Here is a 13,809-nt window from a genome sequence, read left to right as displayed (position 1 = left end):
GATGGCCAAGCTCGGCGCGGCCGAATTGCCAGGCATTCACGTCAATCTGCCTGGCTTCATTCCGCCCGAGATCGTGAAGGTGTTTCGGTCCGGCGATTCCGCACCCAAGCCTGTCAGCCGACGAACAACACGCTTTCGAGCAGATTAAGCAAGCATCCGGGACGCCATCAAAGGCATAGCATGCCGATCGGCATCCGAACCGCGTGCCGAATCACGGCATAGCGCTTCAGCACGTGAGGAACGGAGGCGTCGAAAGCCTCCCAGTCAGAGGCCTCGACAGGAAAGTATTGAATAGGTTCAGGAATATTGAGCACCGCCTGAAAAATTGTAAATCTCATGGTGGAGGTCTTCGACCATCATAGCTGGTTTGATTTTCCAAAGACCAGCGCTTCGATAGGTCAATGCAGGTGTAATCAAAGCGCTTTTGCTATTTCAGGCTTGACCCAAATTTCTTGATCGTATTCCACCTTGGAATGGTGGTGCGATACAGGGGACTATTCCCATTGAATGAGCGTAGCGCACACTTCCAGAGTGGTGAAGTTCATGGGTGTTCCAATTGCAATGGGTGGCTTTTCGTTCAAGTGCACGCTGGTAACGGTTGCGCGCTTGATCGGGGTACCAGGCCTCCTTTTTAGTGTCGGCGTGACTGCTGCCCTCTCTCAACAGCCCGCGGCATCGCCATCCGCAGTCTCGGCGGAATGGCGAGATACAAGCCTTCCTGCCGAAAGGCGGGCAGACCTTGCTCTGGCCGCCATGAGCCGAGCGGAGAAGCTACAGCTGGTGTTTGGATATTTCTCCACCCAGGCGCCCTGGATGATAAGTGCGACCAAGAACTTCGTTGCGCCCGATGCCGGTAGGGTGAATTCGGCTGGTTACGTTCCCGGCATAGAGCGCTTGGGCATTCCCGCCCTGTGGGAAACCGATGCGGGTGAAGGTGTCGCAACCCAGCGCTCCCCCAATCCACGGGAACGCACGGCGCTGCCTTCAGGCCTTGCATTGGCGGCTTCCTGGGATCGACAGAACGCATTCGCGGGCGGTGCGATGATCGGGAACGAGGCGCGCCTATCGGGCTTTAACGTGCAGCTCGCGGGTGGTGTGAACCTGTTGCGGGAGCCGCGTAACGGCCGAAATTTCGAATATGCGGGTGAAGATCCCCTTCTGGCCGGCACGATTGTGGGCTTCGAGATCCAAGGCATCCAGTCAAATCATATAATTTCAACGCTGAAACATTTTGCCTTCAACGATCAGGAGACCAATCGGGGAACGATCGATGTCGCGATCGACGAGACCGCAGCGCGCGAGAGCGATCTGCTGGCCTTCCAGATTGCCAACGAAATCGGCAAGCCTGGTTCGGTTATGTGCTCGTACAATCGGGTCAATGGCGCGGCGGCATGCGAGAATGACTGGCTACTCAATCAGGTTCTGAAGGCAGATTGGCGCTTCAAAGGTTACGTCATGTCGGACTGGGGCGCCGTGCGTTCAACTGTCGAGGCCGCAAAAGCCGGTCTCGACCAGGAATCCGGTTGGGCGTTCGACGCCTCCGCCTATTTTGGTGGCGCGCTTCGCGAAGCGCTCAACTACGGCCATGTCGATCAATCCCGGCTCGACGACATGGCGTGCCGTATTCTTTTTGCCATGTTCGCCAATGGCCTTTTCGATAACCCGATCCTGGGCGACCAGTCTGCGCAGATCAATTTCTCGGCCCATGCAAGTGTCACGAGGTCTGCCGCTGAAGACAGCATTGTTCTCTTGAAGAACGACGATCTCCTGCCGTTGAAGTCGTCGCTGAAGACCATTGCGGTCATCGGCGGTCATGCTGACAAGGGCGTGTTGTCGGGCGGTGGCTCTTCGCAGGTCTATCCGATCGGAGGCCTTGCCGTGCCAAACGAAGGGCCCAAGGATTTCCCAGGACCGATGGTTTTCTATCCGTCAGCGCCGATGAAAGCCCTTCAGTCACGAAGTTCAGCCACCATCACATATGCGGACGGCAACGATCTGGATGCCGCGGCTGGGCTTGCTTCCCGATCTGACATTGCCATCGTTTTCGCGACGCAATGGGCAGCGGAAAGCCTGGATCTGCCGAATCTCGACTTGCCCAATGGACAAGACGCCCTGATTGCAGCGGTCGCCAAGGCAAATCCGCGCACGATCGTCGTGCTCGAGACCGGCGGGCCTGTTTTCATGCCCTGGCTGTCCCAAGTGGGTGCCGTTCTCGAAGCGTGGTATCCAGGGACGTCGGGGGGCGAGGCGATCGCGCGTATACTGAGTGGTGAGGTGGACCCGTCTGGTCATCTACCCGCCACGTTTCCAGCGAGCCTCTCCCAGCTTCCGCGCCCCCAGCTCGATGGGGATGCCAAATTGGATGAGGATGCCCATCCCTCCACGAACTACAACGTCGAGGGCGCCGCGGTCGGCTACAAGTGGTTCGACAAGCGGGCGTTGACGCCCCTTTTTCCATTCGGTTATGGCCTCAGTTTCACAAGGTTCGATTTGGGTGGACTAAGCGCGGAGCCCGCTGGCGAAGGCATTCGTGTTTCGTTGTCGGTTCGAAATGTCGGAAAGGTCGAGGGCAAGGCGGTGGTGCAGGCCTATGTCGGGCGAGAGAGCGGAAGCTGGGAAGCGCCCAAACGTCTCGGTTCTTTCGACAAGGTCGAACTGGCAGCTGGCGAATCGAAGTCGATCACACTCGACATCGATCCTTTGCTGCTAGCGACCTTCGACCCAAGTTCCAAAAAGTGGTTGATCGAGCCAGGTGACTACAAGGTCATTGTCGGCCAATCAGCCACCGATGTCGCTGCGAGCACGACGGTGCATCTGGATTTTCGCGAACTCGAGATTGGAAGGCATTAGCGGCTTATAGGCGCCGACACATGGGCATTTTCCATACTGGCCGGGGCAAGACAGTCGCTGGCCGATGTGGGCCTATGTCCGGGATAATCGGCTCTTCGCCGGTCCGGTGCCGGTTGGCTGTGCCAAGTTCTCAAGCTGCACGGCTCTGGCTTCACGCAGATAGCGAAGCACGACCTCGAGCTCAGAATCGGTGTATCCGCCCATCATTTCCTCGCCCGCCGAAACAACGGGACCCCAGATCGCGCCAGCCTCAGCGCGCGCTTTTTCAGTCATCTCCATCAGGACACCCCGGCGATCGCTCGGATCGCGGACGCGGCGTGCGAAGCCCTGGCGCTCGACCCGATCCAACGCCGTGGTTGCCGCCCCCCGCGTCAGATTAACGGCGCGCGCGATCTCGCCTACGGCGACCGGCCCGCGCCCCGCAATGATGCTCAAACAACGCAGGTCCGTGCGGTTGATTCCGAGCCGCGCTGCGGCCGCCCTTTGATATTCAAATCGGATGCCGATGCCTGTCTCGCCAGCCTTCCCGAATTCAAGGCGCGCAACACACGGTGAAGGCTTGCAACGATGGTGGGACAAAGCTGAAAAATCGAAAAATATTCAATGGAATCAATTATGATTGGCGGAAGGGGTGGGATTCGAACCCACGGTAGAGTTGCCCCTACGACGGTTTTCAAGACCGTTGCCTTAAACCACTCGGCCACCCTTCCTTGCCGCAAATGGGCAGGTAACGGGGTCTAGCAGAGCCGGGCGTGGCGTCAAGTGGGCGCTGCAGTGGAGTTCCGGCAAAAGGGTGAGGCGCAGTCCTTGTCGACACCCCCTTTCATTGCGTGACGGCGGCGACGCTCCCTACAGGAGGCGCTTCATGTCGTCTTAGTTTCACCTCGCCGCTCCATAGTCCCGGTGAGGGAGGAATGGTCATGCAGGACGAAGATCTGGAACTCGACCAGTTGCAGGGGGCCTACAAGGCTGCGGTCGAGGAATGGGTAACCGCCATTCGGCACGAAGAGGAACTGGCCTCCGTCAATCACTCGATTGCCGAGATCGACCTCTGGGAGGAGGCGCACAACCAGGAAGACGAAGTCCGCAACAAGGTCCTGGCGGCCAAGAAGGATTATGAAGACGCGCTGCGGAAGAAATATTTCGGCTTTTGATATCGGCGCACCCGGGGAATTACTCCGCTTCCGCTCTCGTCCTCTCCACTAGCAGCCTCGCACAGGTTTCGAAGGCATCGAACTCCGTCGTGAGATCCTCGACGCCCAGGAACTGCTTGTAGACCGAGGCATATTTGCTTGAGAACATCCATGTGCCGCCGCCCGGATTGACCTCCAGGAGATGAAGGCCACCGTCCCTGTCGCGCAGGATGTCGCAAGCCTGCAGGGCGACTTCCGGAATCGCCTCGTAGGCGGCAGCGGCGAGGGCGAGGTAGTCGGGTTCGCGCGTCGAGCTAATCCTGAGGTGTTCGTTCACCGGCAGGAAATCTTCCTGCTGATAGGGTTCATGCAGTTCCTCCAGCATCAGCGGCCTGGTCGATTCTCTCAGATAGGTGAAGATGGGAGCGCCGAAGAGGGTCAGCACACGACACGTCATGACTCGGCCGCAGTTGATATATTTCTGCGCCACCATCGGGCCCTTGCGGCCTGGATGCTTCTCCGGGAAATCGGAGGGAGGGCGGTAACGCACCTTCTCTGTGCGGTACAGCTCGATGCCGCGTCCGAAGGAAGCAAGGTCGTAGACTGGCTTGACGATGACGAAGGGACCGTAGATTTCGGGCGAAAGCACAGTGTCGGGGCGGATTTCCTCGTAGACAGGCACCGGCAGTCCGGCAGCCTTGAGCCGTGCCATCTCCGTGAGTTTGGACATCGTCCGTCCCTCGTAGATCCGGCCACGGTCAGGTTTGAAGTCGAGCAGGCACAGCGGCGAGAAGACCAGGGTAGGGCGCTCCGCCGCCTTCTTGCGCGTGATGGAGGAACGGGCGAGGTTGGAGACGATGAAAACCTCGATATCGGGCGCTGTGTCCTCGACATAGGCGCGGATCGCCTCGAAATCCATGGCGTCCTGCCAGCCCTGGGTGTGGACGAGGATGAGGTTGCGGCTTGGTGCCATCATCGCCTCTGGAACATCAGGCGGCGGCCCCGCGCCACGATCGCTCGGATGGAGAGCGTTTGTTTCAGCATGGCGCCACTCGGGTATCACTCTGGCGAATTCTGATGCAGCGCCGGAAAGCAAGAACGGGCTTCGGCAAAACGACGCCACGACAACGCCTACAGCAGCGGAACTGATTCAGGAATCGGTTCGGTGCCGCGGATCCAGCGAACTCCCCACAAAAGATCAGAGAATCACCGAGAAGGGGTCTTTGCTATGTGGGTTTCCAATTCGGAGAGGCTCTTTTCGCCACAAAGATTAACAATGGGTTAATCGTGGCGACGTGCAATCGTCAAATCGGTGCGGAATTTGGGTTCTTTTGTGGCTGAATTGACACTCCACTGCGAAAAGAGCGCATCCACGTGGTAAACGCTTTGACTCCACCGCTGCCTCTCGCATTATAATAAAGCGATGATTTATAGTTCCGGCGACCGAGGGAAAAGGGCAATTCCAGCGGCTTTGGAAATGGTGGGGAAAGTAATGATCAAGAATTTACTCGCGACGACGGCTTTGGCTGTGGTGTTCGCTGGTCTTCTGACCGCCGGTACCGGCAGATCGGCCGTGGCTGCCGATCTCGCCCTCAAGCCCTCCGACCCCTCCGCGCCTCTGGCAGCGACGCCGTTCGACTGGACTGGCCCCTATATCGGTCTGCATGCCGGTTATGGCTGGGGGCGCGAGCATGATGACCTGAGCGAGAACGGTGTGACGACGACGCCTCCGCCGGCCAATCTGCTGACTGCTGATCATTTCAACCTGAGCGGCTTCGTTGGTGGCGCTCACGCCGGCTACAACTATCAGTTCCCAAGCCAGTTCGTGGTCGGCGTCGAAGGCGACATCGACTATACGGATCTCAACGGCTCGCATCGCTTCACCACTCCGGCTCCGGGTGGCAAGCTGAAGTTCAACACGAACTGGCAGGCCTCGGCCCGTCTGCGTGCCGGCTATGCCATCGACAACCTGTTGCTCTATGCCACCGGCGGTGTTGCCTTCTCGGGTGGCGAGCTCAAGCTCAACGGTGGTTCCAGCGACGACAATACCCATATCGGCTGGACCATCGGTGCGGGCGCTGAATACGCCTTCACCCCGAACTGGATCGGCCGCGTGGAGGTGCGCTACAGCGACTTCAACAAGCAGAGCTACAATACCTCGCTCGGCAAGGTTCGGGTCGACTTCAACCAGACCACGGCGACCGTGGGCGTCAGCTACAAGTTCTGATCGACTTAATCCGCGAGGAGGGAAGCCCGGCCGCCGTGCCGGGCTTTTTCTTTTGTGGCGTGCTTCCATCCGCAAGGCCACCAAAGCTCGCTTGACATAATTAAATTCATCAATTTAATTAAAGGTGCTGATATGGAACCGGGCATTCTCGCCAGGGTGCCCCTCAAGCCAAAAAACAAACCAGGAGGAAACGACCGATGGCTTCCAGCCTCGATTTCATGCAGGCGGCGATGATCGAGCGCCGCAAATTTCTGATCGGTTCGGCTCTGGCTGCGGGCTCGCTGATCCTGCCGGCCGGCGCCCGCAAGGCCTTCGCGGCCACGGACCTGCAATTCGCCAGCTCGATCCGCTCCCTTTCCAACGCCTTCCACGTCTCCTGGGACAAGGGTTCCCAGGCCTATGCCGGGACGGTGGGCGCCACTTATGGCGCGCTGGTCACCGAGGGCAACAGCGAGAAGGGCATTGCGGACGTCAAGGCCTTGCTTGCCAAGGTCGGCAACAAGCTGGTGCTCGGCGTTGATCCCAATGACGTTCCGGACGCCCGCCCGATCGTCGAGGCCGTGGCCAAGGCCGGTGGTCATGTCGTCACCGTCTGGAACAAGCCGGACGACCTGCATCCCTGGGATTTCGGCGATAATTACGTCGCGCACTTCTCCTTCAACGGCGTGCCGGCCGGTGAGCAGACCGCCAAGGCGCTGTTCGACACCTTCGGCGGGGAGGGCGGCATCGTGGCGCTGGGCGGCATCGCCTCCAACGCGCCGGCCATCCAGCGCAAGCAGGGCCTGATGAATGCCATCAAGGCCAATGGCAAGGTCGAGCTGCTCGACTTCCAGGATGCCGACTGGGATTCCACCAAGGCCAACAATGTCGTTTCCGCCTGGATCACCCGCTTCGGCGACAAGATCAAGGGTGTCTGGGCCGCCAATGACGGCATGGCCATGGGCGCTCTCGAAGCCCTGCGCGCCGAAGGCCTCGCCGGCAAGGTGCAGGTCAGCGGCGTCGACGGCACCAAGGACGCGGTAACCGCCATCAAGAACAAGGAGATGGCGGCCACCGTCGACTGGAATCCCTATTGGATCGGCGGCTATGCGCTCTCGCTCGGCTACCACGCTGCCACCGGCGCCTTCACGCCCTCCAAGGAGCCGAAGGAGCATCGCGAGTTCTACGGTACGGGCGTGCTCATCACACAGGCCGATGTCGACGCCTATTGGAAGAGCAATATCGATGCCACGCCCACGATCGACTGGAACGATCTGTGGGGCAAGGTGACTGGCGGCATCAACGGTTGAGTTGACGCTTCGGCCTTGAGTGTAGGCCGAAGCCCACTTGCGGCTTTGTCACGCCCGGGATTCCGGGCACCCAGCCAACCGTCCCTCCCAACGGGAGGCTGGATTGCCGGGCAGCCGGCAGTGACAAGGCCGCAACACCTGCGCTGTCGCAAAGTAGACCGGGGAGGGTGATCGACACTCCACTTCCGCTTCTCCTCCGCGAGGTCGTCTTCATGAGCAGCAAAGTGGCGATTTCCAAGCAGACCATCGTCAAAGCCGCGCCGGTTCTTGTGCTGATCGGGCTGTGCATCGGCATTTCCCTCATCGATTCGCAGTTCCTGTCGCTGAGCAATCTCATCCGCGTGGCCTCCGCTGCCTCGGCGCCGCTGGTGCTGGCGCTTGGCGTGACCTTCATCATCCTGATGGGCTCGATCGACCTCTCCATCGAGGGCTCGATGGCCTTCACGGCCGCCGTACTCTGCGCCTTCGTTGCCAATTCCACCAGCAATGGCATTCCCCTCGGCCTGTTTGCCGTGCCGGTGGCGCTGGTGGCGGCCGCTCTGTTTGGCTGCATCGTCGGCGCCATCCATGTCTATATGAACGTGCCTTCCTTCATGGTCAGCCTCGGCATGGGCTTTGTCGGCACCGGCCTTGCCACCGTGCTGCTCGGCGGCGAGCGTGTGACGATCCTCGACCAGAATGTGCGCGCCCTTGCGCTCGGGCGCTGGTTCGACGTGCCCATCGCCGTCTATATCGCGCTGGTCATGCTCGCCGTCGCCTGGTTCATCCAGGACCATATGCGCATCGGCCGCCACATCATGGCGCTTGGCGGCGGCGAGGATCTGGCGCGGGCTTCCGGCGTCAATACCCGCCGCGTGCGCCTGATGGCCTTCACCATTGCCGGCGCCTTCTTCGGCGTCGGCGCCGTGCTCGCCTGCGCCCGTCTCGGCGCCGGCAGTGCGTTGATCGGCAGCGGCCAGCTCTTCACGGCCGTGAGTTCCGTGGTGGTGGGCGGCACCGCACTGACCGGCGGCAAGGGCGGCGTGTTCAATACGCTGGTCGGCGTGCTCATCGTCATGGTGCTGAACAACGGCATGATCATCATCGGCCTGCCGACCTTCGTGCAGCAGGGCGTGCTCGGCCTCGTCATCATCGTGGCGGTGCTGCTCAATTCGCCCATCCGCTCCTTCGCCGTGGTGAAGTGAGGCGGCCATGCTCCAGCTCAACCAGATCGTCAAAAGGTTCGGCCGGGTCGAGGCGCTGAAGTCGGTCTCGATCACCGTCAATGCGGGCGAAGTCGTCGGCCTTGTCGGCGAGAACGGCGCCGGCAAGTCGACCCTGATGAAGGTGCTCAACGGCATCAACCAGCCCGATGGCGGCGAGATCCGCATCCACGGCAAGACGACCACCATCACCGGCCCGCGCGATGCTTCCGCCCGCGGCATCGGCATGGTGTTCCAGGAGCAATCGCTGATCACCAATCTCTCGGTCGCCGAGAACATCTTCCTCGGCAATGAGGCGCCCTTCAGCCGCTTCGGCCGCATCGACTGGCGCGCCATGAGCGCGGCGGCGGGGCAACAGCTCGCCAAGGTCGGCCTCGATATCGACCCGCTCACCGTGACCTCGGAGCTGAGCTTCATGCACCGGCAGATGGTGGAGCTTGCCAAGGTGCTGACACTGGAGGAGGCAGTCGAAGGGAGCCTCTGCATCCTGCTCGACGAGCCGACCTCGGTGCTCGAGCAGGCCGAGATCGACATCCTCTTCGAGGTCATCCGCAAGCTCAAGCAGCGCGCCGGCATCATCTTCGTCTCGCACCGGCTGGATGAGGTGATCGACATCTCCGATCGCATCTATGTCCTGAAGGATGGCGCGGTGGTCAGCGAGATGGCCAAGGGCGAGGCGACGCCTAATCGCATCCACCACCTGATGGTCGGGCGCGCCGTCTCCGGCTCCTACTACAAGGAGGAGCAGCGCAAGCCTTTCCTGCCGGAGGTGGCGCTTTCGGCCAAGGGCCTTGCGCGGGCGCGTGCCTTTTCGGGCATCGACCTCGATCTCCATGTCGGCGAGGTGCTGGCGCTGGTCGGCACGGAAGGAGCGGGGAGCGAGGCGCTGATCCGCTGCTTCTTCGGCCTCGAAAAGATCCATCTGGGCACCATGACCTACAAGGGCGAGAACCTGCGCTTCGCCTCACCCAGCAAGGCGGTGGCACTGGGGCTCGGCTATGTGCCGCGCGAGCGCAAGGTCGAGGGCATCGTCGAGGAGATGACGGTCGAGGAGAACATCTGCCTCGCGCATCTGAGGGGCATGAGCCGCTTCGGCATCCTGAAATTCGGGGAGATCGGCCGCGCCACCCGGGAGCTGATCGACAAGATGCGCATCAAGACGCCGGACGGCGCCACGCTCTGCGCCAATCTTTCGGGCGGCAACCAGCAGAAGGTGGTGCTGGCCAAATGGTACAATGCCGGCGCCAGGGTGTTCCTGCTCGACCATCCGACCCGCGGGCTCGATGTCGGCGCCAAGGAGGATGTCTACAGCCTGATCCGGGACCTGTGCGCCCATGGCTGCTCGGTCCTCCTCATCGGCGATACGCTGGAGGAGGCGCTCGGCCTCGCCCATACCATCGTGGTGATGAAAGACGGCAAGGAGACGGCCCGTTTCGACAATACCGGCGCCGGCCGGCCCGAGCCCCTCGACCTGATCAAGCATATGGTGTGACCGATGGCCCGCTTGCGCTTCCTCACGCCCTATCTGCCCTGGATCGCCCTGGTGATCGCCATCCTCGTTGTCGGCACCTTCGACCGGCGCTTCCTCGATCCGCTGACCCTGATCGGCCTGTTCGCGGATAACGCCACGCTGTTCGTGATGGCGCTCGGCATGACCTTCGTCATCTATATCGGCTCGGTCGATCTCTCGATGCAGTCGGTCGCCGCCGTCGCCTCGATCATCCTGGCGCTGCTGATCCCGGGCTATGGCCTGCTCGCCATTCCGGCTGCCGTGCTGGCTGGCGGTGCCTTCGGTCTTGTCTCCGGCTTTGTGCATGGCAGGCTGCGCATTCCAAGCTTCGTGGCGACGCTGGCGGTGGGCGGCATCGTGGCGACAGCAGCCCTATGGATCTCCAATCAGCGCGGCATCGGCATCGCCGGCGACATTCGCGCCGACAAGCTGAACTGGGTCATCGGGACCTCGCTCGGCCTGCCCAACGAAATCTGGGTTTCGCTGGTGGCGCTCGCCATTGCCGCCGTGCTGGAGCAGGCGACGCCCTTCGGCAAGATGATGAAGGCTGTCGGCTGCAGCGAGCCCGCCGCTACCGTCTCCGGCATCGAGGTGACGAAGGTCAAGCTCGCCGTCTTCGCCCTGGCCGGCGCCTTCGCGGCGATGTCGGGCGTGATGCTGGCGGCGCGGCTCTCCAGCGGCACGCCCACCATCGCCAACGAGTTCCTGCTGCCGGCGATCGCCGCCGTGGTGCTCGGCGGCACTTCGCTCACCGGCGGGAGCGGCGGCGTCATCCGCACGCTCGCCGGCACCATGCTGATCGCGGTATTCCGCACCGGCATGACTTTCGTGGGCGTCAATGCGCTGGCACAACAGATCGTTTTCGGAGTCATCCTCATCCTGGCCGTCTGCCTCAACACCGGCAGGGCGCCCAAGGGTGTAATGAAATAATCCGGTGTGATGAAATAACGGATAGATGGACAAGACATGCTTGAAAAATTTCGCCTGGACGGAAAAGTGGCCCTCATCACCGGCGGCAATCGTGGCATCGGTCTTGCCATCGCCCATGCCCTTGGCGAGGCAGGAGCGAAGCTGGTGATCTCCGGACGCTCGAAGGTGCCCGAATCCGAGAAGAGCCTCGCCGATGCCGGCTATGATTTCGAGTTCATCGCCGCCGACATCACCGACCCCGCCGCGCCCGGAATGCTGGTGGACGAGACGGTGAAGCGCAGGGGGCGGCTCGACATCCTGGTCAACAATGCCGGCATCGCCCGCCATGGCGATACGCCCGACTTCGATGAAGGACGCTGGCGCGAGATCATGGGCACCAATCTCGACGCCGTCTTCCGCGGCTGCCGCGCGGCGATCGGCCCGATGCGCGCGCAAGGTGGCGGCGCCATCGTGAATATCGGCTCGATCTCCGGCTTCGTCTCGAACGTGCCGCAGAACCAGGTCGCCTATAACGCCTCCAAGGCGGCCGTGCATCACATGACCAGGAGTCTTGCCAGCGAGTTCGCCGCCGAGAATATCCGCATCAACGCGGTGGCGCCGGGCTATATCGACACCGACATGTCCCGCGGCGGCATCGAAAATCCCGAATGGTTCCCGATCTGGCGCGACATGACGCCGATGCGCCGCGTCGGCCAGCCGGAAGAGGTGGCGGCCTGCGTGCTTTTCCTGGCCGCGCCGGCCTCGAGCTATGTCACTGGCGAAGTGCTGGTGGTGGATGGCGGCTATCTCACCCGGTAGGGCGGGGGACTTCGGCGGGGCGAGACTGGGACGCCAAAGAATAGAGCGCGCCCTCGAAGTCCCCTCGCCCCGTCCTTACGGGGAGAGGATAGAGGTGAGGGGCTGCTCAGGGCTATGGGAGAAGAGTCCTAAGAAACAAAGCGGTTCTTTGGGCAAGGGCGCGATGAATACACGTCTTATCGACTCCACCTTTCCAATGTCGCGCTGCCCCTCACCTCTATCCTCTCCCCGTAAGAACGGGGCGAGGGGACGCAACCGGCTCGTTTCATTCTCACAGGCCCCGTCTCGCCCACCTGTTCCCGCGAGAAAGATTGTGTCGTTCGGGCCCCTCCGATACTACCTGGACAAGGCAGTATCTTACGGCAGGGCCCCTAGCGCCCCGCCGATCCTGGTTGCGTCATGAATGAAACGAAGCGGCATGTGCCCGCCCTTTCCGTCGCCGGTTTCCGCAGGCAACGCGGCTTCAATGCCTCGCGTGTCGGCGATCTCAACCGCGGCTTGGTGATCGAGGCGATCCGGCAGAGGCCGGGCATCGGCCGCACCCATATTTCGGCGGAGACCGGCCTGACGCCCTCGGCGATCACGCAGATCGTCGCCGCCCTGATGGACGAAGGTCTGGTCGAGGAAGTCGCTGCCGCCGATGCGGTGAAACCCGAAGGCCAGCAGCGCCTGGGGCAGCCGATCCGAGGCCTGCGCATCATTCCCGGCTATGCCGCCACCATCGGCCTGCATTTCGATCACGAATTCGCCCGCGCCGTGCTGGTCGATGTCGCCGGCAACATCATCGCCCGCGAGAAGGAGCAGTTGCAGGTCGAGGAGCCCGATCAGTCGACGCGCCTGCTCGCCGCCTTGTTCTCGCGCCTCGACGAGCATCCGCAGCGCCCCGGCAGGCTGCTGGGTGTCGGCGTCTCGGTAATGGGGCCGGTCGACCATGAACGCGGCGCCGTGGGCCTGTCGAGCCAATACCCGGCCTGGCGCAGCTATGCCTTCGAGCAGGTGCTGTCGCAGACCATCGGCCACCGCGTCTTCATCGCCATCAACGGCTCGGCGGCAGGGCTCGGAGAATACTGGTTCGGCGGCGGGCGCCATCTCGGCAGCTATATCTACGCCTTTGTCGGCTATGGCCTCGGCGGCGCGCTGATCTTCAACCGGCGGGCCGTGCGCGGCTCCTATGGCAATGCCGGCGAGATCGGCCATATCCATGCCTATCCCGACGGCGAGGTCTGCTATTGCGGGGCAAGGGGCTGCCTGGAGACGGTGGTCTCGCTGCGTGGCCTTGCCCGCTTCCTCGGCAAGGCGCGGGTCGAGGATCTCGATTTCAACGCCCCCGGCTTTTGCGACGATCCCGAACTCGGTCGCTGGATCGAGCAGGCCGGCACCGATCTGGGACGCTCTCTCACCAGCGTCTCCAATATCGTCGACATCTCCAACATCCTGGTCAGCGGCCTCTTGCCCGAACCGGTGCTCGACCGCCTGATCGAGCGCACGCGCCGCACGGTGGCCGTCTGCCAGATCACGGCGCGGCCCAAACAGATCACGCTGGAGAAGGCGCAGGCCCCCAGCGAACTCGTGGCCGCGTTGGGGGCGGCGGCCATGCCGCTCTACGGCAATTTGTTCTGACGAGATTAAGAGATAATCAAGAAATAGGTGCTTCGAGTCGGCCGGTCGAGATGGGCCAATTGAGAAGATGACGCGACGCCGAAGTCCCCTCGCCCCGTTCTTACGGGGAGAGGTAAGGTGAGGGGCAGCCCAGCCTTGCGAGAGTAGCGATACCAGGGACAGGATGTTCGGACAACAGGGCGCCACGACAGCCTATCCTGTTGATGGTGCGTTGGAAAATTTAATCCCGCCAATGTCGCGCTGCCCCTCA

At 61.9% G+C, this 13,809-nt stretch carries 12 protein-coding genes and 1 tRNA gene; 10 read left to right on the top strand and 3 right to left on the bottom strand.

Going from position 1 to position 13,809, the window contains the following annotated elements:
- Position 1: 1 nt before the first annotated feature.
- Positions 2-148, top strand: coding sequence for a hypothetical protein (locus QQL24_RS17155; protein WP_284313506.1), 147 nt, complete (start codon positions 2-4; stop codon positions 146-148).
- 395 nt (positions 149-543) lie between these two features.
- Positions 544-2,850, top strand: coding sequence for a beta-glucosidase family protein (locus QQL24_RS17150; protein ID WP_284313505.1), 2,307 nt, complete (start codon positions 544-546; stop codon positions 2,848-2,850).
- A 72-nt stretch (positions 2,851-2,922) separates the two neighbouring features.
- Here QQL24_RS17150 and QQL24_RS17145 read toward each other — a convergent pair whose 3' ends face one another.
- Both QQL24_RS17145 and QQL24_RS17140 read right to left on the bottom strand, forming a co-directional pair.
- On the bottom strand, positions 2,923-3,429 hold the full coding sequence (locus tag QQL24_RS17145; protein WP_284313504.1) for a MarR family winged helix-turn-helix transcriptional regulator: 507 nt from the start codon (positions 3,427-3,429) through the stop codon (positions 2,923-2,925).
- Between the two features lie 41 nt (positions 3,430-3,470).
- Positions 3,471-3,560: transfer RNA gene (locus QQL24_RS17140), tRNA-Ser, on the bottom strand.
- A 210-nt stretch (positions 3,561-3,770) separates the two neighbouring features.
- Between QQL24_RS17140 and QQL24_RS17135 the strand changes: the two genes are divergently transcribed.
- Positions 3,771-4,004 (top strand): hypothetical protein, encoded by a 234-nt coding sequence (locus QQL24_RS17135; RefSeq protein WP_284313503.1) that lies wholly within the window; start codon positions 3,771-3,773, stop codon positions 4,002-4,004.
- Positions 4,005-4,023: 19 nt separating this feature from the next.
- On the opposite strand, the gene QQL24_RS17130 is transcribed toward QQL24_RS17135, so the two are convergent.
- The gene (locus QQL24_RS17130) at positions 4,024-4,956 is read right to left on the bottom strand and encodes an ATP-grasp domain-containing protein (RefSeq protein ID WP_284313502.1); all 933 of its coding nucleotides are present in this window, start codon (positions 4,954-4,956) and stop codon (positions 4,024-4,026) included.
- 519 nt (positions 4,957-5,475) lie between these two features.
- Between QQL24_RS17130 and QQL24_RS17125 the strand changes: the two genes are divergently transcribed.
- From QQL24_RS17125 to QQL24_RS17095, 7 genes are all read left to right on the top strand, one after another.
- Positions 5,476-6,210: an outer membrane protein gene (locus QQL24_RS17125; protein WP_284313501.1), complete on the top strand. Its 735-nt coding sequence runs from the start codon at positions 5,476-5,478 to the stop codon at positions 6,208-6,210.
- A gap of 197 nt (positions 6,211-6,407) precedes the next feature.
- On the top strand, positions 6,408-7,499 hold the full coding sequence (locus QQL24_RS17120; RefSeq protein ID WP_284313500.1) for a sugar ABC transporter substrate-binding protein: 1,092 nt from the start codon (positions 6,408-6,410) through the stop codon (positions 7,497-7,499).
- Positions 7,500-7,711: 212 nt separating this feature from the next.
- Positions 7,712-8,683, top strand: coding sequence for an ABC transporter permease (locus QQL24_RS17115; RefSeq protein ID WP_284313499.1), 972 nt, complete (start codon positions 7,712-7,714; stop codon positions 8,681-8,683).
- A 7-nt stretch (positions 8,684-8,690) separates the two neighbouring features.
- The gene (locus QQL24_RS17110; RefSeq protein WP_284313498.1) at positions 8,691-10,193 is read left to right on the top strand and encodes a sugar ABC transporter ATP-binding protein; all 1,503 of its coding nucleotides are present in this window, start codon (positions 8,691-8,693) and stop codon (positions 10,191-10,193) included.
- A gap of 3 nt (positions 10,194-10,196) precedes the next feature.
- A complete protein-coding gene (locus QQL24_RS17105) occupies positions 10,197-11,141 on the top strand; it encodes an ABC transporter permease (protein WP_284313497.1) in 945 nt (314 codons plus the stop codon).
- Positions 11,142-11,177: 36 nt separating this feature from the next.
- Positions 11,178-11,939, top strand: coding sequence for an SDR family NAD(P)-dependent oxidoreductase (locus QQL24_RS17100; protein WP_284313496.1), 762 nt, complete (start codon positions 11,178-11,180; stop codon positions 11,937-11,939).
- 399 nt (positions 11,940-12,338) lie between these two features.
- Positions 12,339-13,559, top strand: a complete 1,221-nt coding sequence (locus QQL24_RS17095; RefSeq protein ID WP_284313495.1) for an ROK family transcriptional regulator — start codon at positions 12,339-12,341, stop codon at positions 13,557-13,559.
- The last annotated feature ends 250 nt before the right edge of the window (positions 13,560-13,809 follow it).

Source organism: Labrys miyagiensis (assembly GCF_030160835.1).
GTDB classification, from domain to species: Bacteria; Pseudomonadota; Alphaproteobacteria; order Rhizobiales; family Labraceae; genus Labrys; species Labrys miyagiensis.
The sequence above is the reverse complement of the archived record's forward strand: the minus strand, read 5'-3'. Positions and strand labels throughout refer to the sequence as shown.

What these genes read in the sequence shown, in the direction of transcription:
- QQL24_RS17120 (WP_284313500.1), top strand. Translation starts at nt 6,408, where the DNA reads ATGGCTTCCAGCCTCGATTTCATGCAGGCGGCGATGATCGAGCGCCGC.
- QQL24_RS17150 (WP_284313505.1), top strand. Translation starts at nt 544, where the DNA reads ATGGGTGTTCCAATTGCAATGGGTGGCTTTTCGTTCAAGTGCACGCTG.
- QQL24_RS17155 (WP_284313506.1), top strand. Translation starts at nt 2, where the DNA reads ATGGCCAAGCTCGGCGCGGCCGAATTGCCAGGCATTCACGTCAATCTG.
- QQL24_RS17115 (WP_284313499.1), top strand. Translation starts at nt 7,712, where the DNA reads ATGAGCAGCAAAGTGGCGATTTCCAAGCAGACCATCGTCAAAGCCGCG.
- QQL24_RS17110 (WP_284313498.1), top strand. Translation starts at nt 8,691, where the DNA reads ATGCTCCAGCTCAACCAGATCGTCAAAAGGTTCGGCCGGGTCGAGGCG.
- QQL24_RS17125 (WP_284313501.1), top strand. Translation starts at nt 5,476, where the DNA reads ATGATCAAGAATTTACTCGCGACGACGGCTTTGGCTGTGGTGTTCGCT.
- QQL24_RS17100 (WP_284313496.1), top strand. Translation starts at nt 11,178, where the DNA reads ATGCTTGAAAAATTTCGCCTGGACGGAAAAGTGGCCCTCATCACCGGC.
- QQL24_RS17105 (WP_284313497.1), top strand. Translation starts at nt 10,197, where the DNA reads ATGGCCCGCTTGCGCTTCCTCACGCCCTATCTGCCCTGGATCGCCCTG.
- QQL24_RS17130 (WP_284313502.1), bottom strand. Translation starts at nt 4,956, where the DNA reads ATGGCACCAAGCCGCAACCTCATCCTCGTCCACACCCAGGGCTGGCAG.
- QQL24_RS17095 (WP_284313495.1), top strand. Translation starts at nt 12,339, where the DNA reads ATGAATGAAACGAAGCGGCATGTGCCCGCCCTTTCCGTCGCCGGTTTC.
- QQL24_RS17135 (WP_284313503.1), top strand. Translation starts at nt 3,771, where the DNA reads ATGCAGGACGAAGATCTGGAACTCGACCAGTTGCAGGGGGCCTACAAG.